We start from the raw sequence: 21,390 nt of genomic DNA, 5'->3' as shown, positions 1-21,390 counted from the left end.
CTCTTCTTGACCAGCGACCGGGATAATTTAGATTGCGATCTAACTCTATTTGCGTTATAGATGTCAAATGAAATCTAATCGGAGATCAATATGAGAGTGAGCCGCGCACAGGCCGAGGAAAATCGAGAGACCGTGATCAACGTCGCCAGCCGTCTGTTTCGAGAGCACGGCTTCGATGGTATTGGCCTCAAGGATCTGATGAAGGGTGCCGGCCTGACGCAAGGCGGGTTCTACAAGCAGTTCTCATCCAAGGACGATCTCGCAGCCCAGGCGTCCAGGCGCGCACTGGAAAGCGCTACGCGGAGATGGTCGACGGCGGCCGCGACCAGCTCCGATCCCCTTGAAGCAGTCATGGAGTTCTATCTCTCACCGGGCCATCTCGGGGAAAAGGCCGACGGTTGCCCTTTGGTGGCGTTGGGATCGGACGCGGCCCGGCAGAATGCAGAAGTTAGACGCCCTTTCGAGGATGGGATCCGGGCTCACTTTGAGGTGCTGGATGAACTGATGGGCGACGCCCGGAGCTCCAATCCCAGCGGCAAGGCGATGGCGATACTGTCTCTCATGGTGGGCGCCGTCACGCTGTCGCGGATTATGGAGGACGAGAGTTTGTCGCAAGGCATCCTCGACGCAGCTGCTGGCGAAGTCAGGCGCATTGCGCACGGTGATGATGTCGCCTGAAGGCTGTCGTTGGGTTCGATGACCTGGTGCGGATGAGGACCCGCGTTGAGCTATCGCCCGAATGTGCGGGCACAGCGCCCGCCCTTTGAACTCTTGCGCAAACTGCATGATTTGAGAATGGGTCTGGCGGTATCGTCGGCCGGCACGCTTGAGGCGTGCCAATTTTTAATAAGAAGACAAGTGGAAAACAGATGCGTCGTATCGTTGTAACAGGAATGGGAGCTGTCAGCCCCCTTGGAGCCAATGTCGGTATCTCTTGGGCACGTCTCCTTGCGAGTCGAAGCGGCATTCGGCGACTGGGAGACGACGTGGTCGGAGACCTCCCGTCAAAAATAGGGGGAGTGGTCCCCTCGTTCACTGAAGATCCTGAAGGCGGCTTCGATCCGGATACGGTCCTGGCGCCGAAGGACCAACGCAAGGTCGACCGGTTCATCATCTTCGCACTGGCGGCCGCTGAAGAGGCGCTCGCGCAGGCGAAGTGGAAGCCGGTTTCGAATGATGACCGGCTGCGAACCGCGACGATCATCGCTTCGGGTATCGGCGGCTTTCCCGCAATCACCGAAGCGGTCCGCACCGTCGATCAACGCGGTGTCCGCCGTCTTTCGCCCTTCACCATACCGTCGTTTCTCGTCAACCTCGCAGCGGGACAAGTCTCGATCCGTTTCGGCTTCAAGGGTCCCCTCGGCGCGCCCGTGACGGCATGTGCTGCCGGTGTTCAGGCGATCGGCGATGCCGCCAGGCTAATCCGATCCAATGAAGCTGACATTGCGATATGCGGCGGAACGGAAGCCTGCATGAATATCGTCAGTCTTGGGGGCTTTGCCGCCGCCAGATCGCTATCGACCGGCTTCAACGAAACCCCGAGCCAGGCATCCCGCCCTTTCGACATGATGCGCGATGGCTTCGTTATGGGCGAGGGATCGGGCATGTTAGTCATCGAAGCGTTGAGCCATGCACTTGCTCGCGGTGCCACGCCGCTTGCCGAACTCGTCGGATACGGCACGACAGCCGACGCCCATCACATTACCTCCGGTCCCGAAGATGGGAACGGCGCGCGCAGAGCCATGGAGATCGCTATCGCGCAGGCTGGAATAGCCGCGCATGAGATCGGTCATCTGAACGCGCACGCCACCTCGACACCAGTTGGAGATCTCGGTGAGATCAGGGCCATCAAGACTGTGTTCGGTTCCGACAACACCATCGCTGTGAGCGGTACGAAATCAGCCACAGGACATCTGCTCGGCGCGGCTGGTGGACTGGAAGCTATCTTCACGATTTTGGCGCTCAAGAACCGGATCGCGCCACCGACCCTGAACCTGAGTTCTCCGGATCAGGAAGCCGACGGTATCGACTTCGTCGCAAACCAAGCGCGCCAATTAGACGCTGAATACGCAATATCCAACGGTTTCGGCTTTGGCGGGGTCAATGCCAGCGCACTCTTCAGACGGTGGACATAAAGGGATTAGTGGTAGCAATCCACCGTTGGCTGACACTCATCGCAGCGGCCGCCCCGTCCTGAAACTACCCTTGCTTGGGAGCTGACCTTCTATGAACCAAACGATGGTTACTGCACCGAATATACGTCCCCTCCAGCCAAGGATTGCCGTCATTGGCGTGGGTGAGGTCAGCAACGTTCCTGGGGAAAGAAGACAGGCATGAAGGCGGGCGCGTGTTACTTAAAGGCATGCTTCTGCCAGACTGCTGAGAGCCTGACAGAGGCCAAGTGATCGGTATTTCCGTCACACTCTGATGCCAGGCCGCCTTCGTATTCCTGGAGCTGCTTGATCCCCCTCTCAAGCCGTTCGCTCCCAGCCACGGTCAGAAAAAGCCGCCGCGCTCTGCGGTCGGTGACATCGACCGGCGCAAAAACCAATTCTTGCCTCATCAGAGGCTTGAGGTTCGCCGCAATCGTCGAAGCATCGATGCCGAGGCTGCGGGAGAGATCGGCGGCTCTAGGGGACCCCCGCCTCGGCGATTGCCGCAAGCAGCAATGTCTGCTCGGCAGTCAGTCCTGTCGCTCGCAATGCAGAGTCAGCGCCGCGCGAAATAATGCGATTGGCCCGCTGAAGTACAAAGCATAGATCATTGGCGATGGGGTTTTCCGCGATGTCGGTGGCGATCGGTTCCCGATCAAAGAATATCGCTTTCGTCATTCCTGTATGGCCCCGGGTGGCGCGTTCGCTCACCATCAAAATTAGATTGCGTCCAACCTCTATACGTGATTTAGATTTTAAACGCAATCTATATTCAAGCAGCATGATTCTCTGCCTGCCACTTCTGAAGCGACCAGGTCGAGCGGCCGCGCAGGGTCGCCTGGATTGGCGCAGGGATTGCGTTTGGAGTCACACTGATCATCGGCCTCCTCGCTGCGGTGTTCCCGCATGTTTGGATGAAGCCGTTCACCAGCGACCCGAACGTACAGGAAATGGGATCCCTTTATCTGCGAACGGTAGCACCTGCATACGGGGCGATTGGATTGGGTCTGGCCTTTACTTCGGGAGCCAGGGAACCAAGCGTGTGCTTCTTCCCGTACTGGCCTGAACCGTGAATGATTGTGGCTGCGGGTCTGGGATGGTCCGCGGTGATCTGGTATGGAGCGAGCGTCGGCGTCCTGTTCCAAACCGTCGCCGTGGCGGCGCTCGCTTACGGAATGCTCACAGCCGCAACCGTTCTTCCGCGTCGGATGTTTCGAGCGCGAGGATTCCGAGCACAACCAAGTGTAAGTAAATCGACCGCGCCTTATTGTTTGATCAATCAAGCTGAATCTCTCACAACAAGCTTGCCCTGGAGGTTAACTGTCTCTCTCGGTGCTCTTTCCAAAATCATGTCTATTGCCGCTTTGACCATCTGATCGGTCGGCTGCTCATAGGTTGTCAGGCCGTATGCTGGTGACGCCGCTGGGGCAGCGTTATCGAAGCCCACAATGGCGAGATCGTTGGGAACACGTAAGCCGAACTCGCTGCGGGCAACATCCATCGCTCCGAACGCGAGGGCATCGTTTTCACACATGAGGACATCGATCCGGTCTTCCGGCGCAACTTGGGACAGATAGTCCCGGGCTGCCTGCGCACCTGCTTCTGCGCTATAGCGCTCGGCAGACATCTCCACGAGTTCGACGCCGAGAGTGGTTCGCCAGAACTCCTTAAAGTTCCTGCGCCTGCCAAGCGCCGTAGACAGGGAGCGAGCTCCGGCCATAAATCCCGGCCTCCGATACCCCCTATTTAATAGGTGCTTGCCGATCGCGGCAATCGCCACGGCCGCATCGCAGGAGATGGCGGGAACACCTTCGATCTGGCTATCCCGAGCGAGAACAAACATCGGAGGGCCGCCGCGTCCCAGCTTATGGTCCGTCAACATCTCGTCGCGAAACGCTGTGCCAAATAGCACGATCGCATCAACCTGCCGCTGCTCGGCATTCAATATGGCATGCACGTGGCTGTAGTGCTGATTGATATTGATCAGCATCGTCACGAGCCCCTCAGCCTGCAGGCTGGCGGTCAGCTTTTCAAGAAACGGAAGCTTGTGCGGGTTTTCAAAGTCGTCGATGAGAACCGCGACCTGATGTGTAGAATTGGTGGCAAGGCTCCTAGCCAACAGGTTTGGCCGATAATTGAGTCGTGCTGCCGCCTCCAGCACTTTGGCTTTGCTTGCTTCCGTGATCGATGCACCGGGGGTAAATGCGCGGATGACCGTCCACTTTGAAACGCCCGCCTCTAACGCCACATTTTGCGCCGTCGCTCGCTTCATGGTCGATCTTCTCCCTTTCGAAACGTTTATTCCATTTCTGCCGAATGGCGAAATGAATGGTTGATTTCTTTTAGCAAGAATCTTATAGCTATGCACGTTTGCTACCGGTAGCAAAAAATATGCACCCGGTAGCAAGTTGGAGGACGGCGCCGTCTGAGGCGTTTTGGTGGTTCTCGCGAGGTGTGGGACGCCCTTTGGGAGGAGTTTTTATGAAATCGCTTATTAAGAAGCTTGCGCTCGGTGTTTCGATCGTTGCAGCTGTTGCGGGTGCCGGAAGCCTGGCGTCCGCAAAAGACATCAAGATCATTGCTGTGACACATGGCCAGGCGAACGACCCCTTCTGGTCGGTGGTCAAGAATGGTGTGACAGCCGGTGCGATGGATGCCGGCGTCCAGGTTGATTATCGCGCGCCCGAAACGTTCGATATGGTGGCCATGAGCCAGCTGATCGACGCTGCGGTCAACCAGAAGCCCGATGGTCTGATCGTGTCGATCCCGGATGCTTCGGCTCTCGGACCGTCGATCGAAAAAGCCGTTGCTGCTGGTATTCCGGTGATCTCGATCAACTCCGGCTCCGATGTATCGAAGCAACTCGGCGCTCTGCTGCATGTCGGCCAGGACGAGTACGGTGCGGGTAAAGCTGCCGGAGAGAAGCTGAAGGAGATGGGCGGCAAGACCGGCATCTGCATCAACCAGGAAGTCGGCAACGTCTCGCTCGACCTGCGCTGCAAGGGCTTCTCGGATGGGTTTGGCGGCACTGTCACTGTCCTTCCCGTGTCCAACGATCCGGCGGAAGTCGAAGCCAAGGTCACAGCGGCTCTGAGCGCGAACGATGCGGTCGACACCATCATGGCGTTGGGTGCAAGCACTGCCGGCGAGCCCGCTCTCGCAGCCGTCAAGGACGTTGGCAAGACAGGCAAGGTCAGTGTGGCGACCTTCGATCTTTCTGCCGATTTCCTGAAAGCAGTCGCTGCGGGCGAAGCCGCGTTTGCCATCGATCAGCAGCAGTTCCTGCAGGGTTACTTGTCGACGGTCTTCCTGGCCAACAACGCGAAATACGGCCTCATCCCGGGTGGCAACGTACCCTCGGGTCCGAACCTGATCACCAAGGATAAGGCCGCTCAGGTCGTCGAGCTGTCCGCACAGGGTATCCGTTGATCCATCTCCAGTCGCGCTAGCGCGCGTCGGCAGCCCCGCCAACAGGAGGGCTGCCGATCACCCTTTCGCATTGTCCTGCATGGCTGTGGCGTATGACGCCCACGGGAGGAACCATGACCGAAATTAGCAGAATTCCAGCCACACCGATTAAATCCGACGAACGCATGAAGAAGGTCAGTGTTCTGACAAGTCTGATGCGACGTCCCGAACTTGGCGCCGTTGCGGGCCTCTTGATGGTGGTGACCTTTTTCTTCTTCACCGCCGACGCGTCGATGTTCTCCTTGTCGGGCCTGATGACCATCCTGGCGCCGGCGTCGCAGCTGGGCATCCTCGCCATCGCAGCGTCCATGCTGATGATCGGTGGCGAGTTCGATCTCTCCATCGGCTCGATGGTGCCTTCGCAGGTCTGATTTTCGGTGGCCTCTTGGTCAATTTTGGCCAGCCACTCTGGATCGCGATTCTTTTCACCTTGCTCTTTGCCGCCGTGCTCGGCGCCGTCAACGGGCAGATCGTCATACGGACGCGGCTTCCCTCGTTCATCGTCACCCTGGCTTTTCTGTTCATCCTGCGCGGATTGACGCTTGTCGGCCTGAAATGGGCCACCGGCGGATCGACGCAGCTTCGCGGTATCAGCGAAGCCGTTGGCGACACCCCCATTGCGAGCCTGTTCTCAGGCCTGGCCTTCCAAGGCTTCTTTGCCTGGCTTGCCGAAAACGACCTGATCGAGAAATTCGACAATGGCGTGCCGAAGGTCGCAGGCGTGCCGGTCTCCGTGGTCTGGTTCATCGGTCTTGCCGGCGTCGCGACCTGGGTCCTGTTGCGCACCCGGGTTGGGAACTGGATTTTCGCCGTCGGAGGTGATGCCAATGCTGCCCGAAACTCCGGCGTACCGGTCGATCGCGTCAAGACCGGTCTGTTTGCCTTGACCGCATGTGCTGCCGCCCTCGTCGCCATCATCACGGTGCTCGATGCCGGATCGACTGACGCCCGGCGCGGTTTCCAGAAGGAGTTCGAAGCCATCATTGCAGCTGTCATCGGCGGAAGTCTGCTGACGGGCGGTTATGGTTCGGCCATCGGCGCGTTCTTCGGAGCCATCATTTTCGGCCTCGTCTCCATTGGCCTCACCTACACCAAGTTCGACTCGGACTGGTTCCAAGTCTTTCTCGGCTCGATGCTGCTGCTTGCCGTCCTCTTCAACAACTTCATCCGTCGCAAGGTCACAGGGGAGCGCTGAGCATGGCTGACATGAAATCCAATTCCGCAGCCGCGATCATCGAGGCCAAGGACATCGTGAAGCACTATGGCTCGGTCATCGCGCTGTCGGGAATCTCGATGAAGGTGCTGCAGGGCGAAGTCCTTTGCCTGCTCGGCGACAATGGCGCCGGCAAGTCGACGCTGATCAAGACGCTGTCCGGCGTGGTCAAACCGTCCGGTGGCGAACTGCTCGTCGAAGGAAAGCCTGTCACGTTCTCCAGCCCGCGTGACGCGCTCGATGCCGGCATTGCAACCGTCTACCAGGATCTGGCCATGATCCCGCTGATGTCCGTGACGCGCAACTTCTTCATGGGGCGTGAGCCGCGCAAGGGGATCCCGCCCTTCCGCTACATCGACTTCAAGCATTGCGATGCCGTGACCCGGGAGGAGATGCACAAGATCGGGATCGATGTCCGTGATCCGAACCAGGCAGTCGGAACCCTGTCGGGCGGCGAACGGCAATGCGTGGCGATCGCCCGTGCAGTCTATTTCGGGGCGAAGGTTCTCATCCTCGACGAGCCGACATCTGCGCTGGGCGTGGCACAGACGTCCATGGTTCTCAAATACATCAACCATGTGCAGCAGAAGGGACTTGGGGTTATTTTCATCACGCACAATGTGCGCCACGCCTTCGCCGTCGGCAATCGCTTCACCATCCTAAATCGGGGCAAGACGCTGGGCACCTATGCCAAGAGCGAGATTTCCATCGACGAGCTTCAAAACATGATGGCCGGCGGCAAGGAGTTGCAGGCGCTCTCCAACGAGCTCGGCGGCACCATCTAATTCATAGAACAGGACTGAAATGATGACGGAAGAACACGCACATCCAGGGCCTTTCACGCTGGCAGTCTGCGCGGAAATGGTTTTCCGCTCCCTGCCGGTCACGGAGCGACTGAAGCGGATTGCAGAGCTTGGGTTTGTCGCCGAGATCTGGGACTGGACCAAGCATGACATTCCTGCGCTTGCCCGGTCCGGCGCGACGTTCTCGTCGATGACGGGGTACATCACCGGCACGCTCGCGGACGATGAGGGCGCCGATGAGCTGATCAGGACGGCGCGCCTGTCTATCCCTGTTGCAAAGGAACTCGGTTGCCCCAGGCTCAATCTGCACGGGACAGGCCTCGACGGACAGGGGCTGCCGGTGGTCAAGTCGGAAGGCGTCACTGGCGCCATGTGGCTAAAGGCGAGAGATACGCTCAACCGCATCGCGGATCTTGGCGAAGAAGAGGGAGTGACTTTCGTTCTCGAAAACCTGAACGAAGCGGTCGATCATCCGAAGACGCCCTTCGCCAAGGCGGCCGACACGATCGCACTGGTTTCAGCCATCGACCGGCCATCGCTGAAGCTCAACCTCGATCTCTATCACGCACAGATCGGGGAAGGGAATCTCATCGAGCTTTGCCGTCAGGCGCTTCCGTTCATCGGTGAAATCCAGGTGGCGGATGTGCCCGGCCGCAAGGAACCCGGCACCGGGGAGATCAATTATCCTGCCATCGCCCGTGCTCTCGATGCCATGGGCTACGCCGGCGTCATCGGTTTAGAAGCCTGGCCATCCGAAGACGACGAGCTGGCGCTGAGCCGTTTCCGCCAGGCGTTCACCCTCTAACGATCCCTCTCTGCGCGCCCGTTCGTCAGGCACGTGCGACGACATGTCAAAAGGAATGCAAATGCTGAAAGTTGGTCTTCTCGGTGCAGGGCGGATTGGTAACGTCCACGCCAAAGCGATGACGTCCAATCCCGGAAGCGCGCTGGTCGCGGTCGCGGATGTCAACACGGACGCCGCCGCAAAGCTCGCGGCCCAATACGGAGCCGAGGCCCGTTCCAGCCTCAACATCATCAACGATCCCGCCATCGACGCCGTGCTTATAGCGACATCGACGGACACCCATTCGGACCTGATAGAGGCAGCGACGAAGGCCGGCAAGGCAGTGCTGTGCGAGAAGCCTGTCGATCTCAGCCTCGAACGGGCACGCGCATGCCAGATCGCAGCTGCTGCAACGGGCAAACCCGTGATGATCGGTTTCAACCGCCGCTTCGATCCAAACTTCGCGGCTCTCAAGACTGCCGCCGACCGGGGCGAGATCGGCAAGACGGAACTGCTGTCGATCACCTCCTTCGATCCTGCACCGCCTCCGGTGTCCTACATAAGGGTCTCTGGCGGGTTGTTCCGGGACATGATGATCCACGACTTCGACATGGCATGCTGGATCTTCGGTGGAGCGCCTGAGACTGTCACGGCCATCGGAAGTTCGATCGTCGATGCTGATATCGGCGCCGCCGGTGACGTCGATACCGCCGCCGTCACGCTCAAGTTCGCCGATGGCCGCATCGCCGTCATCAAGAACAGCCGGCGAGCCGTCTACGGCTACGATCAGCGTATTGAGTTGTTGGGCTCGGAGGGGCTGCTGGCAGCCGGCAACATCCTGGAGAATACCTTGACCAAGGCCACCAAGGATGGAGTGACAGGCGCCAAGCCGGAATTCTTCTTCCTCGAACGCTACATGCGCGCATATTCCATCGAATGGAACGCATTCGTCGAAGCCATTACGTCCGGATCAGCGCTGCCAGTTTCGCTTGATGACGGCGTCAAAGCGCTCGCTGTCGCGGAGGCGGCGACACGCTCCCTGGCAACCGGACAAACCGTTCGCCTTGCCGACATATTCTGAAGGCTGGTGGGGAGCCATGCCTGCGCTCGAAACGGCCATGGCTCCGGATTCCACTTTCCGGAGCCTCAAAGACCAGATCGCTAAACGAGAGCTGCTCTTCCCCGCTCGGGTCGAGGAAGTTGCAAGATTGTGCTTGGATTGCCCCGACGTGCTTGCCTTTAGCTCTGCCAATAACATTGCAAAACGTGCCGGGGTCTCAAGCTCGACGGTGTTGAGGTTTGTCAGTATGATCGGCTTCTCGAACATCAAAGAAGCGCGTGAGATGTTTCAGAATGAAGTTCGGTTTCGATCCCGCTGTCGAAACGGAACTGACCGGCGAGAAATAGATGCGGTCGATTAAACAACAAAGAGAGTGCTGACGATTTCGGGTCTATTTCGCTCGAATAATGCTGAAATGCAAGGCTTCCTCCGATCGATAATATGCACATGCAGCTTGCAATCTGTTCGGCGACCGCCTCTTCGTGGCCAACTGCCGCCTGGACGGCAAGACCGCGGCCCGCCGCCTGTGAACCGTAAAAAGTCCTCAAGCGCAAATACTTTACCCACCTCGGGATGAACAGATCACGACGGTAAGTTCGAGAGTGGGCAGGACATCACCGAGGCGCTCATACCGGCGGCGTACGGCGATCGAGACCGTCACCTCCTGGCCGGAGCTTGACAACGCGTATACCGAGTCCCGATAGCCTGGCATGATAGTGCCACGGGACGCCCTCGGCGAAGCCCGTGACGACCTGCGGCGGCGTGCAGGTGACGGTGACCTCCAGCAGATCGCGTCGATCGAGGCGTAGTAGACCACCATGCAGCGCCGCCGGAGCGATGCGCCTAAGATTTGCGGATCACATCTCCTTTTTAGATTGCGTTCGAGCTCTATATCGCGCATAGATTTCTATCGCAATCTAAAAAGGTGACAGGGCACCTAAGTCGCAGACAGCCCGCCCGACATTTTCAAAAACGCGGTTCAGCACACAGAAAGAAGTGATTTCCATGAACAAGACCAATCTCGGCGTCGCCCTGGTGACTGGGGCATCCACCGGCATCGGGTATGCAACCGCCGCCGTCCTGCAGAACGCGGGCTTTCGCGTTTTCGGAACCAGTCGCCGTCTCTCTGCCCAGAGGAGCGACGGCGTTTTCATGCTGACTTGCGACGTGACCGACGATACCTCTGTGGCGAAACTGGTTGATGACGTACTGGCAGAGGCCGGGCGCATCGATCTTCTTGTCAATAATGCTGGCATGGGCCTGCTTGGTGGCGCGGAGGAGTCCTCAATGACCCAGGCTAAGTCGCTATTCGATGTGAACGTCTTCGGCGTTTTCCGCGTGACCAACGCGGTGTTGCCGGCAATGCGACGCCAAGGGAAGGGCAGGATCGTTAATTTGAGCTCGGTACAGGGGTTCATCCCCGCACCTTATTTCGCGCTCTACTCGTCGACCAAACATGCCATCGAGGGTTATTCCGAGTCGCTCGATCACGAATTGCGCGCCTTCGGCATTCGCGTTTCGTTGGTGGAGCCCGCCTATACCCGGACGTCATTCGAAGACAATCTCGCCAAGCCGGATCAGTTGCTTGATATCTATGACTCTGCGCGCGCTGGCATGAATGTAATCGTGGGGAAAGCGATGGAAAAAGGCGACGCCCCCGACGTGGTGGCCAAGACCGTTTTGGCGGCTGCGACCGATGCCGCTCCGAAGAGGCGCTATGCGGCCGGGAAAATGGCACGCCAGGTCAGTTTTCTGCGCCGTTTCGTCCCCGCATTGGCATTCGACAAGAGCCTGCGAAAGCAGCTCGGTCTGCCGGTCTGACGTCGACGACATCCTGTTCCACTCGATGGGGCAGGCGTTTTGGGCGTACTTCAGGAGATGGTTAGCGAAAGGACATCTCATGAAAATGGAAGCATCGACGCAGGGAACATGGCGCCGTTTTGGCGCGAACGCTTGCCCCGGCGGCCTTTGGTGGGGCGAGTGCAAAGTCTGCCCGTGAACTTCGTCAAATATCCGTCGCGCGACGCCTCCTAACCCGCCGGTTGATGTCGCAATCTTTTGAGGGACAGCCCGCCACGCAGGCAGCGCCCTCTTTCCCGCAACCCGGGGCGCAGCGGAAGAGCTCGGGCTCGAATTCATCAACGCGACAATTCGTGCCGACAACGTCAGCGGTCTCCTACTACGCGAGGATGGGCTTTGAGACCTATGACAGGCTGGTCCAGGTTGCACTTCACGATGGGACGCCCGTCGACAGAATCAAGGAGCGCTTTGCAATAGACGCCAAGCGCCACATGATGTCCCGGGCTTGAATTTCTGGACGGTGGTGCTCCAGCGAATTTCAACTGGTGTCGCTTTTTTCGGACGACGCTCGGGCCACGTGACTGCGGAAAGCTGTGCGGGAAACAGCTCAGGCTACTGTTCGCTGGGAGCCAGTCATCGGAACGATCCTGACGCCAGACACTTTCAACTTCAACCGCTGACTTCGATGTCGTTATCCTCGCACCAGGTCCTCAAAGCGTCTTCCGTGGCCTTTTGCTCGAAGGCGTACCACCGATCGATGGCGTGCCTGTGCTCCAACAGATCCTTGAAGCGGGCATAGGCACCGGCCCGGCTGAAGATCTCCCGAACCTTATCGCAATCGTCGGGCAGGTGGTGGCGCGCGAACTTCAGCACCAGCGGTTTGCCGAGATCGAGTTCTCTCTTCTCCGGAATGGGGATGTATTTCTCGCTGTCCTCCACGTCAGGCAGTTCTTCGACATCGTCCGCCCAGTCCGAATGCCAGTAGATCTTGCCCGTCTCCTTGCACAGATAAGCCGTGTTTTCGCCGCTTCCGACGGAGCTCACGAATTCGAACGCATCCAGAAGCTCGCTGAAGTCCACCGCCATTCCCGTCCTGCCGCTCACGAGCCTGTCGTCGCCGTATATAACTCGATCCCAAATCGGGCGCAAATGTGGGAGTCTCCTGCACTTACAAAGGAGACTGCTTGCCCTCCCCCTGCCCTGCGTGAAGCCGTTAGGTCGAAAACGAGGGACGAAATTTCAGCTTAGAGCTTCAATTGAAATCGGGAGGTAAAAGCCACAACAGCACTGCCTCCAGATCTGCCCCGGTTACTCTGGACCCCCGGTTACCTCTGGACGGGCAATGTTGCGAGATCTCAAAACATTGAAATCATGGTAAACGTGCCATTAACCAGAAGCGATATCGCCGATAGCTTCTGCCATTGGACACAAAAACGGCTGCGACGCCTCGCTGCCGACAAGTATCGCGTATCGATAGTGATAGATTCTGACTCGCAGAGAGGGTAAAGTCGGGGCAAATCACGGTCGCGGCGATCACAAATTGGCATCTGAAACGAAACGCACGATGGGGAATCGGACGTTCTTGCCGACGAGGAAACGGCAGCTATTCGCTGCGGGCCGTTGCGCGATGATGCCCAGCCCGCGCCAGTTCGACAAACCGGCGCTTGACCTCTCCAAACAGGGCCGGTGGCAACGCCCCGTAATAGCCGGTTTCACCGTCGATCGGCCTGACGTCGGGTCCGGGCCAGATAAATCGGTTGCTCTCCGTCAGTACAATCCAGGAGCGTTCGTCATCGAGGCCGAGGCGCAGCTTGGTGGCTGGCGGGATTTCAACAGCGTCTCGCGGATCGGACGGAGGCGAATGCGTAATGGGCAGAACCCGAACAACTGGCGTTCCATCGTCGAGGGTGGCAACAATTGCCAGAACGAGAGCCGGGCGATCCTTGTCGCCCTCCTCCCGACCTTCGAGATGCTGCCAATGCGAAAGATAAGAATAGCTGAAGACCCAGCCGACTTTCGGTTCAGTCGGCAGCATGCTTGTCCGTCAGCAGTTCGGCATTGAGATGATCGAGACCCGGTTCCATCTCAGACGCCTCGATCGCGGCAAGCTCATCGTCACCGAGCGCCGTCGTCAGCTCGACCCGACGATCACGCTTTGCCAGGCGGAGATAGTCCTCATAGGCGATCAAAACGGTGCGCGGTCGACCGTTCTTGGTGATGATCACCGGCTCGCGCACGGCCGCATCCTGATAGGCTCCAAAATTCTTCGACACTGCAGCGGCGGTCACAGTCGACGTCATAACGCATCTCCAATTTTCCGTAAATTACGGGATTTCCGGATTCTTGACAAGTTATTTGTCGCCCATGATGACTGAGTAGCGATCCATGGCCAAGACCTCTGAGCAGAAAACCATCCAAATCCGACGCGCCGAAGAGCTTGATGCGCTCGACGCCATCCTGCCCTTCGGTCGCCGCGATCAGCTGGCGGCACTTTTGACCGACGAGGACGTCGCGACACTCAAATATCTGGCGCAGCAGGGCATGGGCGACAACACCTTGCGGGCGCTCGCCTCCGACCTTGGCTATCTCGAGGCCTGGTGCGGACTTGCCACCGGCGCCCCCCCTGCCCTGGCCCGCGCCTGAAAGCTTGCTGATAAAATTCGTCGCGCATCATCTCTGGGACCCGGCAAACGCGCCGAGGATCCGAGCCACGGCATGCCGGCGGCCGTGGAAACGGGATTGCGGGCGGAACGGCTGCTGCGAGCCGATCGTCCGCACGCGCCGGACACGGTGCGTCGGCGCCTGACCTCCTGGTCGATCTTGACACGCTGGCGCGGCCTGTCCGGCGCCTTTGCCGCCCTATCCGTGAAAACCTCGCTAAGGCTGGCGGTGAATGCGAGCAAACGGCCGCGGCAGCGCAAGAGCAAAAGGGCGGTGACAGGGGATGTCCTGGCAAAGCTATTGTCCGCCTGCGCCGGCGATCGGCTAGTCGATCTGCGTGATCGGGCATTGCTGCTCGTCGCCTTCGCTTCCGGCGGCCGCCGGCGTTCGGAGGTGGCGGCATTGCGGGTCGAGGATCTGGTCGACGAGGAGCCGGTACGCACCGATCCGGCCGACAAGAGCTCCCCTCCCCTGCCCTGCCTGACGATCCATCTGGGCCGCACCAAGACGACGACGGCCGATGACGACGGACACGTCGTGTTGATCGGCCGGCCGGTGACTGCCTTGAAGCACTGGCTTGCTGAAGCCAAAATCGACACCGGACCGGCATTCCGACGCATCGATCAGTGGGGCAATATCGACCGGCGGGCGCTGACGCCGCAATCGGTCAACCTCATCCTGAAGGCCCGCGTCAAACGATCCAGCGGCATTCTCGGCGCATGGCCTGCGCTCCGGCTATCTGACCGAGGCCGCCAACCGTGGCATTCCGCTCCTCGAAGCGATGCAGCAGTCGCTGCACAAGTCAGTGACGCAGGCGGCCAGTTACTACAACAACGTCGAACGCAAGAACGGGCGTGCGGCGCGACTGATCGTCTGAGTGCGACTAGGCGCCGAGTGGCGCATCGACTGATCCATCGGACGGTTCGTCCAAGCCGGTTCGCGTCTCCGCGCGATCGGCGGCAAGCTCTATCCTGCCCCAGGCCTCGGCGCGCTGCATCAGCGACACCATCTCGCCTTTCCGCCTTTCAAGCGATAGGATCGTTGCAGGTCGCGGGCGTGGTTCAAGTTGCTGCGCGGGTCATAGAAGGCGTCGATCGCCCGGCCCTCCCGCCTGTCGCGCTGCTTCCAACTGCGCCTTCAGCGCTTGTAGCTCGGCCTTCGCCGCAAAGTACCGTCTCATCACCGCGATGAGTTCGCGGTCGTTGGCGCCGATGTCCATGATCCCTCGCTGCATTGTTCAAGCGAGGCAGTGATCGACAACAATGGCAAAATCGCGAGGCGCCCTGCCCTGCGGCGATCGTCCGCTTGCTCAACGAAAAAGCCCGGCGCGGGAGGAGGTGCGCCGGGCCTCGATAGTGACTGACAGCTTGGGAGGAGGAGTGCTGTCCGTCGGACCGAAGCGGCTCGGGAGGAGGTGAATCGCTTCGGTACTCGGAAGATAATGTTGCGCTGCAGCAAATTCAAGTCTCGCGATTGCATCGATGTTGGATCCCTCGCGCCGCAAACGGAAAAGGCCGGGCGAACCCGGCCTCCTGGTGGATTGTCTTAAACAGCCTTAGGCCTGCAGGTTGTCGGCCGACATCTTGCCGGACTTGCGATCCTTCACCAGCTCATAGGTAATCTTCTGGCCGTCGTTAGGACCGCGCATTCCAGCCCGCTCCACCGCCGAAATATGAACGAAGACATCGGCACTGCCGTCGTCCGGCTGAATGAAGCCGAAACCCTTCGTCGCATTGAACCATTTTACTGTACCGGTCGCCATAACATCTTCCTTTGATCATCGACTTGCCGAACCTCTGGGCTCGACTGCGTTAGTACCGATAGACGCTTCCGACCGCAACGAAAAGCCATACGAACTGTCGCGGTTGCTCTGAATTTCCCGCTCATGCCAATCGCCGCGCTGGTGGCCGCTACTTTCTGCCTCGTTGTTTCACACGGATGCTGATGGGACGGCCCTCGGCTTGGCGAACCTCGAACTGATTTGTCTTACGGATAAGATCGCTGAGTTTTCGGAAGCCAAAGGTGCGTGGGTCGAAGTCCGGCGCCAGGTTCAACAGTTGCTTGCCGACGGTGCCCAGATTGACCCAGCCATCTTCGGTGTCCTCTTGTGACAGCACCTTTTTGATCAAGGGCACGGCGGCGCTGGCCGGCTGCAGGGGTTTATCGGCAGACGCAGTGCTCTGCTCGTCCTTGATGGCTCCGGGAAGTAGGTTTTCGGTATAGACGAACCGCCGGCAGGCTTGGCGAAAACTCTCCGGCGTCTTCTGCTCGCCGAAGCCGAACACATCGACGCCCTGCTCGCGAATCCGGGCGGCAAGTCGCGTGAAATCACTGTCCGACGAAACGAGGCAGAAGCCGTCGAAGCGGCCACTGTGTAGCAAATCCATTGCATCAATCACCAAAGTGATGTCAGAGGCATTCTTTCCCGTCGTATAGGCAAACTGTTGCTGTGGAATGATGGCATGCTTTGCCAGCACATCCGCCCACCCCTTCGAGCGCGTGCCGGAGAAATCGCCATAGATCCGGCGGACGCTCGCCTCGCCGATCTTGGCGACCTCTTCAAACAGCCCGTCGGAGATTTTGGCCGAAGTGTTGTCGGCGTCGATCAGGACCGCCAAGCGCGGTGACCGAGTTTCAGATGGCATATCGCTTCCTCGTATTCGGAACGGACACGAACCTAACACCGGGGCACCATTCGGACCAGCCAAACGGCTTCTTTAACGTCCTGACGGGCACTTGCAACCAGGGGCGGCTATAGCATCGTTTGTATTCGCGACAGCGCCATCCCACTGACCGCCTTTGCTTCCGGAGTTCGGCGCCGCTCCAGTGTCACCTCGCCGGCCGTCGTATTTGGTGGATGCAGAAAGCAACCTCAGTGTCGGGTCGAGGGTTCAGCAGGTCGGCTGCGCTGTTGATTGCTCGGGTTGGATAAGGTAGCGCGTACGCGCAACTCAACGCGCTATCGCACTCTGCCTGGCAGTCCTGAACAAATCCTGAAAGGGGAAAGTGACATGGAAACTGAGACGGTCACCATCGAGAACCGGGGTGATTTCGCCCAGTGGGCGATCGAACGAGCCCGAGCAATCGTCGGCGAGCAAGGAGGCAATCTGGCGATCGCGTCCCGCGACATGGACGAGAAGGCAATTGCTGAGAGCGGAAATGCGCTCGGTGCAGCCATCACTGCGGCCCTTCTGGAGGTTTTCGACGTCCTCGTGCCGGAAGTCGACGAGTAGCCCTCGCCTCGCGTGCGTGCCAGCAGTTGCTGTAATTTCGATATTGCGACGAAAACCGGTCGGTGTCATTGACCCTGCCCGCAGTTTTCTAACAATCTGTGGAAAAACTGAGGAACACTCACAAATGCAGTCTGGTTTGGCGACAATCACCATTGCGGATGACGGATACAGCGAAACCGTTGCCTATGAGCTTTCGGACCGAGCGGGCCTTATCTTTGCTCGCCAGGAACTGCTGGTCAGGGCAAAGGGCGCCAAAAACGTACATCTGTCGCTTCTGACGCCCCGGTCCGAGCATGCGATCCGTATCGGCAATATCGAGGCAAGCTGCGCCAATTTTTCAATCCTGCGGGACCTGTCTGGACGATAGAGCGTCTGTCTGCCCGTGAAGGGCAATTCTAGTTCATCTGCTCGCCAAATCTCTTTCCGCTTCTCTTTTAGGAGGGGCGGCGGAGGTGAAATTTTCGATGACGAAGCCCTGAACATGCAACCGCGTCTGAACGGGATCCGCTCGCTTTTGAGTCCGGACCTCTGCGTCGCGGCTCTTCGGGCGCACACCGGAAACCTGCTCCATTTTGCCATTTGAGCGCAGTTGCGCCCTCAGCATCGGACCGGGCGAGAATTCTCCCCTCTCGGTTCGGCGTGTCAGATCCCGCAGATATCCACCAGCCGAGTTGATTTGGTCGCCTCGCTCCAGAATGCAGGCAATTGCGACTGCAGCATCCTCCTGCCCCATGGCCTCACACGCGTCCTGATAGGCCGACGGACTGACGCCAAGCATCGAACGGACGAGGACGGCCGCGCTCATCAAATCCCGCCAGCTGTTGATCGCACCGCCCGGCCCATAGGCACAGATATCCGGGCAGGCCTTCAGCACGAGTCCCAACGGGACCGTCTGGTTCGGTTCGCTCTTTGGAGGGCGACTTTCACTCAGCCTCTCGCTCTGCTCGTATTCAGAGCGAGGTTCAAGTTCATTGATGAATTCGGTGTTTGAATTCTGTATGTGGCGCTCATCATGAGCATCATTGGTGCCAATATCTTGAGTTTTCTGCTGCATTTCCAACGTATTGACGATCTCATCGCGAAGGAGGTCCATCTCGTCCAGGATGGCAGCAACTTCGGCAAGTGTTGGTAAGCGCGGAATGCGGCTGACGAGACCAAGATAAACCTCTTCAATCATCTCCCAGTCTCCGAATGCGCCTTCCTCAAGAGCCGCGGTAATCAACTTGCGGACGTCACGCCGGCAAATCGTGAGATTCTCCCTTGCCCTGCGGAACGCAACGCGATCGGCTGCAACCTGTTGCGCCATGCCGGCAAGTTCTTCGGCGCGCATGAGCATAGGCGAAATATCGAAGCCGAATGCGTTTTCGATCTCCCCTGCCCCACCCTTGCGGGCATAGCGCTTGCCATTGGCGCTATCCTTGCGAATGATCACTCCCGCCTCGACAAGGAGTGCCAGATGACGGCGAAGCGCCGCCCCCGCAATGCCGTGGGCCCTCAGCGTCAGCTGCGCATTGGATGGGAAGACGATAAGCTGCGCGTCCTGGCGCAATTCATTACCCGGATAAAAGCTCAACAGCGCATCGAGAACCGCCAGGCTGCGGTCCTGCAATCCCAGCACTCCCCTGGCCTCCGAAACGTCTCTAAGGACGCTCCATTTGTCGACCGACTTGCCTGGCGTCATTCCTGTTACAGCGACCTGTCGTTTCACCAGGGCAAGCGTCATCGGCCGCCGCCCAAAGGGCGTCGTTACATGTCCACCTTGCATCTTCCTTTACCTTCCAAGAGGCAAAAGAAATCCGCTCACCAAAAACGGTGCCAAAGACTCTTGACTGGGATTCGGGGAAATGCGATTCTCAAGCTACCACACGAGAGGAAGGCTTCCACGACGGCAACGTTAAGGGGGCCTTTTTCTTTTGCGGATTAGTCTCCTGTTTCCTGTTCCCCGTTCGCTTTCGAGTACTGCTCGAAGAGGCTATCCATGTTGCCGGAGAGCCATTTCCCAAAGGACTTGCCCTTGGGATTCCCGAATTCCATCACAAGGCTGTTTGGCTTTTGCCGTGCGACCACACTGACCGACTGATCAGCCGGCATCCATGCGGCTGGCGCTGATTTCTGCTTTGCGCGCTTGCCCGCCTTCTGCGCAGCCTTGAGGGCTACAACCAGGTGCTGGAATCGGGTCTCGTCGGTCGTCTGGGAGAGAAACATCTCTTCCTGTACCAGTTCCCTAGCGCGCGCCGCGGCCGCCGGATTTAATACGAGCTTCTTCAGTTCTTCCCAGCGATCTCGGCCGACGCCTTTGGCAGATCCAAGCGCATCAAGAACCACGTCCGGAACAACATCCGCGACCGACAGCATGCGAGATAGGAGGCTATCGTCGGCTGTCAAAGCCGACTTAAGAACATCCTTCGACAGGCCGCTGCGAAGCAGCTTGCCTGCAAAGATCGCCTTTTCGATAAAGGTCAGATCGGCTCTTGCGGTGTTTTCCTGCCCCTGGGCGATTATATGTTCAATATCAGCGAGCGGCTTGACCACTGCCCTGACCTTGACACCCAGCTCACGTGCAACTCGTGCTCGTCGATGACCAAAGACGATCATATAGCGCCCGTCATCGCTCGGATGGGGACGCACGAGAATCGGTGTCGACTGACCAGACTGGCGAATCGCCTCTTTCAAACTGGAATAGGCCTGGTCGTCGTCACCAATTCGGTCGGCGACAAACGACCCGTCAAGTTCAACAGGATCAAGCGCAATAATGGTATCTCCGTCGAGAATGCGCATCGACGTTTCGGCAAGTTCATCCAGCGATTGGATCATCGAGCGGGACGCACCTCGTCTCGTATAGGAAGCACGAGCTTCGGTGTCAGAATTTGCGCCGCGCTCGGCATCGTCACCGATCGTCGCCGTGATGTGTGCCAAGAGATTCTTTCTAGCCATTTCCATCTCCCGCGTTGGCGATCATCATGTTGAAAGGTCGTCTGTTTTTCAGCATTTGCACGGCTGTCAAAAGGATCACTTTCGCCCCCATGCGCTATGGATGAGGGAAGCAATCTCGCCATTGACCGCATTCAGGCTTTCGAGCGCCCTCTCGTAGGTCGAGCGCGTAAATTGCGACTTCTCGACTTCATAGAGGGTTTGCTTGGTTATCCCAGCATCGGAGATCGCGGTCGACTTCAACATCTGATGCTTGAGCATTCGTTTGTTGAACAAGGCCTGCAAGAAACCAACCATTTGAGCCTGTGGCTGATCTGTCGGCTCATAGCGTGTCACCAGGTAACGGAACCATTTGAGGTTGACGGAAGCCCCCGCTGCCTTGATCGATTCGAGAATGCCGCCAAGCATCAGCAGGAACTGGCTCATCGACATCACGTCGAGCATCTGCGGATGAACCGTGATGACAACTGCCGTCGAGGCGCTGAGCGAAGTGAGGGTCAGATAGCCAAGCTGTGGAGGGCAGTCGATGACGACAACATCGTATCTGTCGTCAACTTCCTTCAACGCCTGCGAGATACGCGTAAAGAAGAGCTTGCCTTCCGGCTGGTGCCTGCCGGTAGCAGCCAACGGCGTCTCGTACTCATATTCCTGGAGCTCGAGATTTGCGGGTACGATATCAAGGCCCGGAAAGTTCGTGGGGCGGATCAATTCCTTGATCGATTTGCGCTCTTCGTCATAACGCAGCGCCTCGTACAGAGACAAATTGCGGTCGAGTTCCGGCTGGATGCCATGGAGGGCCGTCAATGAGGCTTGCGGATCGAGATCGACCGCAAGAACGCGGTGGCCGGTCAGTGCAAGGTACTGCGCGAGGTGAGCCGCAGTCGTCGTCTTGCCCGAGCCACCCTTGAAGTTCACGACAGAGATGACCTGAAGATCTTCGCCGCGGCGGCGTTGCGGCACATACTTCTTGAAATCCGAGCGGCCATGTTTGTCGAGGTACTGCCGCAGTTCCATCATTTGCTCGGCAGTGTACGAACGACGACCGGACCCCGATACTTGCGGTTCTGGCCCCTTCCCTTCGAGGTGGAGCTTCTTAATGTGATTCTGCGTAACGCCCAGAAAATCAGCGACCTCGGCAGACGAAAAGCGGCGTAGCCCTTTCAGCGCGTTTGGAGGATACTGCTCGAGCCGCAGCATGTTCAGCTTGTCGGAGATCAACTCGCCTTGCTCAAGTATTTCCCTGTCAAAGTCGAGGTCTTCGATAAAGGCTGGAGCCATGTTCAT

Annotated in this window: 23 protein-coding genes and 3 pseudogenes; 14 read left to right on the top strand and 12 right to left on the bottom strand. The window is 58.5% G+C overall.

Going from position 1 to position 21,390, the window contains the following annotated elements:
* The first annotated feature begins 90 nt into the window (after nt 1-90).
* Together LPU83_RS60045 and fabF are read left to right on the top strand one after the other, a co-directional pair.
* Nucleotides 91-678, top strand: a complete 588-nt coding sequence (locus LPU83_RS60045; protein WP_024317826.1) for a TetR/AcrR family transcriptional regulator — start codon at nt 91-93, stop codon at nt 676-678.
* A 191-nt stretch (nt 679-869) separates the two neighbouring features.
* Nucleotides 870-2,135, top strand: coding sequence for a beta-ketoacyl-ACP synthase II (gene fabF, locus LPU83_RS60040; protein WP_029710350.1), 1,266 nt, complete (start codon nt 870-872; stop codon nt 2,133-2,135).
* A gap of 495 nt (nt 2,136-2,630) precedes the next feature.
* On the opposite strand, the gene LPU83_RS60030 is transcribed toward fabF, so the two are convergent.
* A complete protein-coding gene (locus LPU83_RS60030; RefSeq protein ID WP_141652599.1) occupies nt 2,631-2,936 on the bottom strand; it encodes a hypothetical protein in 306 nt (101 codons plus the stop codon).
* Nucleotides 2,937-2,995: 59 nt separating this feature from the next.
* On the opposite strand from LPU83_RS60030, the gene LPU83_RS74370 reads away from it, so the two are divergent.
* Entirely contained in the window at nt 2,996-3,226 is a 231-nt protein-coding gene (locus LPU83_RS74370; RefSeq protein WP_342214010.1) for an MATE family efflux transporter, read from the top strand.
* 206 nt (nt 3,227-3,432) lie between these two features.
* Here LPU83_RS74370 and LPU83_RS60020 read toward each other — a convergent pair whose 3' ends face one another.
* Nucleotides 3,433-4,425 carry a LacI family DNA-binding transcriptional regulator gene (locus LPU83_RS60020; RefSeq protein ID WP_024317823.1) on the bottom strand — a complete coding sequence of 331 codons (993 nt, stop codon included), beginning with the start codon at nt 4,423-4,425 and terminating at the stop codon, nt 3,433-3,435.
* Nucleotides 4,426-4,634: 209 nt separating this feature from the next.
* Here LPU83_RS60020 and LPU83_RS60015 point away from each other — a divergent pair, with 209 nt between their 5' ends.
* The 8 genes and pseudogenes from LPU83_RS60015 to LPU83_RS74365 all read left to right on the top strand — a co-directional run.
* Nucleotides 4,635-5,582 (top strand): sugar ABC transporter substrate-binding protein, encoded by a 948-nt coding sequence (locus LPU83_RS60015; RefSeq protein ID WP_024317822.1) that lies wholly within the window; start codon nt 4,635-4,637, stop codon nt 5,580-5,582.
* 113 nt (nt 5,583-5,695) lie between these two features.
* Nucleotides 5,696-6,816: pseudogene (locus LPU83_RS60010) on the top strand (ABC transporter permease).
* Between the two features lie 2 nt (nt 6,817-6,818).
* Nucleotides 6,819-7,619, top strand: a complete 801-nt coding sequence (locus LPU83_RS60005) for an ATP-binding cassette domain-containing protein (protein WP_024317821.1) — start codon at nt 6,819-6,821, stop codon at nt 7,617-7,619.
* Between the two features lie 22 nt (nt 7,620-7,641).
* The gene (locus tag LPU83_RS60000; protein ID WP_024317820.1) at nt 7,642-8,442 is read left to right on the top strand and encodes a TIM barrel protein; all 801 of its coding nucleotides are present in this window, start codon (nt 7,642-7,644) and stop codon (nt 8,440-8,442) included.
* A gap of 61 nt (nt 8,443-8,503) precedes the next feature.
* Nucleotides 8,504-9,502: an inositol 2-dehydrogenase gene (gene iolG / locus LPU83_RS59995; RefSeq protein ID WP_024317819.1), complete on the top strand. Its 999-nt coding sequence runs from the start codon at nt 8,504-8,506 to the stop codon at nt 9,500-9,502.
* A gap of 16 nt (nt 9,503-9,518) precedes the next feature.
* Nucleotides 9,519-9,842, top strand: coding sequence for a MurR/RpiR family transcriptional regulator (locus tag LPU83_RS59990; RefSeq protein WP_024317818.1), 324 nt, complete (start codon nt 9,519-9,521; stop codon nt 9,840-9,842).
* 644 nt (nt 9,843-10,486) lie between these two features.
* Nucleotides 10,487-11,302, top strand: a complete 816-nt coding sequence (locus LPU83_RS59985; protein WP_024317817.1) for an oxidoreductase — start codon at nt 10,487-10,489, stop codon at nt 11,300-11,302.
* 259 nt (nt 11,303-11,561) lie between these two features.
* Nucleotides 11,562-11,790, top strand: a pseudogene (locus LPU83_RS74365) (GNAT family N-acetyltransferase); the annotation flags it as partial.
* A 160-nt stretch (nt 11,791-11,950) separates the two neighbouring features.
* Here the strand turns inward: LPU83_RS74365 and LPU83_RS59975 are convergent.
* The 3 genes from LPU83_RS59975 to LPU83_RS59965 form a co-directional block, all read right to left on the bottom strand.
* Complete coding sequence (locus LPU83_RS59975) at nt 11,951-12,367, bottom strand: UPF0158 family protein (protein ID WP_024317815.1); 417 nt, start codon at nt 12,365-12,367, stop codon at nt 11,951-11,953.
* A 517-nt stretch (nt 12,368-12,884) separates the two neighbouring features.
* Nucleotides 12,885-13,316 carry an mRNA interferase PemK gene (locus tag LPU83_RS59970; protein ID WP_024317814.1) on the bottom strand — a complete coding sequence of 144 codons (432 nt, stop codon included), beginning with the start codon at nt 13,314-13,316 and terminating at the stop codon, nt 12,885-12,887.
* Nucleotides 13,303-13,581, bottom strand: coding sequence for a type II toxin-antitoxin system Phd/YefM family antitoxin (locus tag LPU83_RS59965; protein ID WP_024317813.1), 279 nt, complete (start codon nt 13,579-13,581; stop codon nt 13,303-13,305). The genes LPU83_RS59970 and LPU83_RS59965 overlap by 14 nt, the downstream gene beginning before the upstream one ends.
* Nucleotides 13,582-13,666: 85 nt before the next feature.
* Here LPU83_RS59965 and LPU83_RS59960 point away from each other — a divergent pair.
* Nucleotides 13,667-14,819, top strand: a pseudogene (locus LPU83_RS59960) (site-specific integrase).
* 6 nt (nt 14,820-14,825) lie between these two features.
* Here LPU83_RS59960 and LPU83_RS75890 read toward each other — a convergent pair.
* From LPU83_RS75890 to LPU83_RS59945, 4 genes are all read right to left on the bottom strand, one after another.
* Entirely contained in the window at nt 14,826-14,951 is a 126-nt protein-coding gene (locus LPU83_RS75890; RefSeq protein WP_374046212.1) for a hypothetical protein, read from the bottom strand.
* Between the two features lie 69 nt (nt 14,952-15,020).
* Nucleotides 15,021-15,161, bottom strand: a complete 141-nt coding sequence (locus LPU83_RS75885; RefSeq protein WP_374046211.1) for a hypothetical protein — start codon at nt 15,159-15,161, stop codon at nt 15,021-15,023.
* A 336-nt stretch (nt 15,162-15,497) separates the two neighbouring features.
* Nucleotides 15,498-15,704, bottom strand: coding sequence for a cold-shock protein (locus tag LPU83_RS59950; protein WP_024317809.1), 207 nt, complete (start codon nt 15,702-15,704; stop codon nt 15,498-15,500).
* A 148-nt stretch (nt 15,705-15,852) separates the two neighbouring features.
* Complete coding sequence (locus LPU83_RS59945; RefSeq protein ID WP_024317808.1) at nt 15,853-16,587, bottom strand: NYN domain-containing protein; 735 nt, start codon at nt 16,585-16,587, stop codon at nt 15,853-15,855.
* A gap of 366 nt (nt 16,588-16,953) precedes the next feature.
* Between LPU83_RS59945 and LPU83_RS59940 the strand changes: the two genes are divergently transcribed.
* Both LPU83_RS59940 and LPU83_RS59935 read left to right on the top strand, forming a co-directional pair.
* Complete coding sequence (locus LPU83_RS59940; RefSeq protein ID WP_024317807.1) at nt 16,954-17,175, top strand: hypothetical protein; 222 nt, start codon at nt 16,954-16,956, stop codon at nt 17,173-17,175.
* A 124-nt stretch (nt 17,176-17,299) separates the two neighbouring features.
* Nucleotides 17,300-17,542: a hypothetical protein gene (locus LPU83_RS59935; protein ID WP_024317806.1), complete on the top strand. Its 243-nt coding sequence runs from the start codon at nt 17,300-17,302 to the stop codon at nt 17,540-17,542.
* Between the two features lie 33 nt (nt 17,543-17,575).
* Here LPU83_RS59935 and repC read toward each other — a convergent pair whose 3' ends face one another.
* The 3 genes from repC to repA form a co-directional block, all read right to left on the bottom strand.
* Entirely contained in the window at nt 17,576-18,940 is a 1,365-nt protein-coding gene (repC, locus tag LPU83_RS59930; RefSeq protein ID WP_024317805.1) for a plasmid replication protein RepC, read from the bottom strand.
* Nucleotides 18,941-19,095: 155 nt separating this feature from the next.
* Nucleotides 19,096-20,109: a plasmid partitioning protein RepB gene (gene repB, locus LPU83_RS59925; protein ID WP_024317804.1), complete on the bottom strand. Its 1,014-nt coding sequence runs from the start codon at nt 20,107-20,109 to the stop codon at nt 19,096-19,098.
* A 75-nt stretch (nt 20,110-20,184) separates the two neighbouring features.
* Nucleotides 20,185-21,390, bottom strand: a complete 1,206-nt coding sequence (gene repA, locus LPU83_RS59920) for a plasmid partitioning protein RepA (RefSeq protein ID WP_024317803.1) — start codon at nt 21,388-21,390, stop codon at nt 20,185-20,187.

The sequence above is a fragment of the Rhizobium favelukesii genome, assembly GCF_000577275.2.
GTDB classification, from domain to species: domain Bacteria; phylum Pseudomonadota; class Alphaproteobacteria; order Rhizobiales; family Rhizobiaceae; genus Rhizobium; species Rhizobium favelukesii.
Note: the sequence above shows the minus strand (reverse complement) of the source record. Positions and strands in the feature narration are given on the sequence as shown.